The sequence below is a fragment of the Prosthecobacter sp. genome, assembly GCF_029946185.1.
In the GTDB taxonomy this organism is placed as follows: Bacteria; Verrucomicrobiota; Verrucomicrobiia; order Verrucomicrobiales; family Verrucomicrobiaceae; genus Prosthecobacter.
Genome location: NZ_JAQSEA010000213.1, coordinates 1 through 2,650, shown reverse-complemented (window position 1 = coordinate 2,650; position 2,650 = coordinate 1). Strand labels below are relative to the sequence as shown.

Genomic DNA, 2,650 nt, shown 5'->3' with positions numbered 1-2,650 from the left:
ACAGGGTCTGTTGTCACGGGAACTTCCGATGTATCTCCTTGATTTCCTGATGAGTGAAAAAGATGCCAGGCATTTTGTAGAGACATGATGCACAAACATTTCATTTTCAACCTCATGGTTCAGCATTGTTCGGGCTGAAGGAGGCGCGGGTTTGAGAGATATCCGGATCACGTTGGTTGAGGTAGAAGAGCAGCCGGAGTCTTGAACCCAATGGAACCAAGGTTGGCGTCAGTCATGGGGATTGGTATTTCTCAACTTCTACGCGCCTTGAGTGAAAGCACAGAGATCGGGCAGAGCATTGCAAACCAATATTTTGCGTTATTTGGCTCTACAATATGCCCGACATGAATGGCACTCGGTTAAAGCGGTGCTTCGTGCTTTTTCCATCCGCTTTCGTCACATCCCGCCCGCATCTTTCACCACTCTGCCCCGCCACACACCAGCCCTGAATGGGCTGCGTCCTACAGCCCAGGCGGTGCCGAGCTTTAGCGAGTGCTCCCCTGGGTTTTGCCGCCAGCAATCCGGAAAGCAAACCCACCGCCCTCTTCTCACACCGCGCTCACCAGCAGCGTTCCCCCGCCCTCCCGATACGCTGATTGGCGCGCGTCTCCACACATTCAAAATCAACGATCACTATGCTTAACCGAGTGCCATTCATGCCCGGCATGAATGGCACTCGGTTAAGGGTTGTGATCGTGTGTTTTGGCGGTCTTGGGCATCCGAGCCGCGCGACAGCGTCGTGGAACCGGAGCGCAGCGGGTCGAAGACCGCCGAAGGCAAATAGACAGCCGGAGGCTGCCCGTAGGGTGAGCAACGCGAGCCGAACGAAGTGAGACAGACGACTGAAAGGAGCCCACAGGGTGAGCGCAGCGAATCAATCAATGCGGTGACAGAGATGCACGGCGCAAGCCTGCATCGGCGACACCGCTTTCGCGGGGTGAAGTGTACCCTTCGGACATAGCCTGCCCTCCGGTCTGCGAAAGCGCCGTCGCGCCCAAGCTTGCCGCACGCACTCAAAGACGCTTCGCACTCACGATGGCACTCACTAAGACTTAGCCCGACGGACCAGCGGCTATGAATGATACCGGTTCTTAACCGAGTGCGATTCTGAATCGCACTCGGTTAACGAAAAGATGCCAGGCAAAATGCAGATCACTTGTGCCATGGCACTGATTGACAATATACAGTCATGATTTCAGTTCTACCGTTTCGGCGCGTGATCATCGTGCCCCTTGAGATCAAGGCTGTCCGGGTCGTATAAGGGGTAGGGTGCAAAAATCCATGAGCAAAAACAAACCATCTCCCGGCGGTCGTTCCAAAAAGAGCATTGTCCCCTCGCTGGTTCGCTCCTCCGCCGCAGAATACCTCACCTTCGTGGCTGCCAGCGGCCAGGGCGGCGTGGAGGCCGTTTATGCCGATGAGAATGTCTGGCTCACCCAGAAAATGATGGGACTGCTCTACGATGTGGACGTGAGGACGATCAACTACCACCTGAAAAAGGTGTTTTCTGACCACGAACTGGAAGCAGATTCAGTTATCCAATATTTTCGGATAACTGCCGCTGACGGCAAAACCTACGACACCCAGCACTACAACCTCGCCGCCATCATCGCTGTCGGCTACAAGGTGAACTCCGAACGTGCCGTCCAGTTCCGCAAATGGGCTTCCGGCATCATCGAATCCTTCACCATCAAGGGCTTTGCCATGGATGACGAGCGTCTGAAAAACGACGGCACCATCCTCGGCAAAAAATACTTCGAGGAGCAGCTCCAGCGCATCCGCGAAATCCGCCTCAGCGAGCGCAAGTTCTACCAGAAAATCACCGACATCTACGCCACCGCCATCGACTACGATGTCACCGCCGCAGCCACCAATCGCTTCTTTGCCACCGTGCAGAACACTGCTCGGCGCGATAGCGCATTCCTGCGGCGAAGCCTGGATGCAGAGCCCGCGCAGCGGGATAACTTACACTGGGCCATTCACGGACAGACCGCCGCAGAGGTCATCGTCTCCCGTGCGGATGCGGCCAAAACCCACATGGGCCTGACCACCTGGAAAGACGCGTCCGAGGGTAAGATTCAGAAGTTCGATGTCAGCGTCGCGAAAAACTACCTCACGGAAAACGAAATGGCGCAACTGCAACGCCTCGTCTCCGCCTACCTTGATGTGGCCGAAGACATGGCGCTGCGGCAGATTCCCATGACCATGCAGGACTGGGAAACCCGCCTCAACCGCTTCATCGCCGCGACCGACCGGGAAATTTTGCAGGATGCCGGCAGAGTAACTGCCGAAATCGCCCAAGCCCACGCTGAAAGTGAATTTGAAAAATACCGCATCGTGCAAGACCGCCTGTTCGAGTCCGACTTCGACCGAATAATCAAAAGCCTGCCCGAAAAAAGCAACGAACCTTGAGCCTTCAAAGAAGGGCAGGGGCTGCGTTGGAGATAGATAAGATGCCAGGAAAAATGTGGATTACTCCGCGATAAATCTCCGATAGTTAATGTGGTGCAGCCATCCGGGCAGCGGTGGCTCCGCGCTGACCTTTACCCAAAAGTGGGCTTTGCTCACTGCGCGATGTCATGGAGATCATGCTTATATCCCGGACTGATATTCCTCGTCTCGAAGGCCAACGGCCTTCTGCACCACAGCG

1 protein-coding gene is annotated in these 2,650 nt (G+C 55.5%); it reads left to right on the top strand.

Annotation, left to right across the window (positions count from 1 at the left end; all coding sequences use genetic code 11):
* The first annotated feature begins 1,281 nt into the window (after positions 1–1,281).
* Positions 1,282–2,412, top strand: coding sequence for a virulence RhuM family protein (locus tag PSV43_RS18035; protein ID WP_300200550.1), 1,131 nt, complete (start codon positions 1,282–1,284; stop codon positions 2,410–2,412).
* The last annotated feature ends 238 nt before the right edge of the window (positions 2,413–2,650 follow it).

What these genes read in the sequence shown, in the direction of transcription:
- PSV43_RS18035 (WP_300200550.1), top strand. Translation starts at nt 1,282, where the DNA reads ATGAGCAAAAACAAACCATCTCCCGGCGGTCGTTCCAAAAAGAGCATT.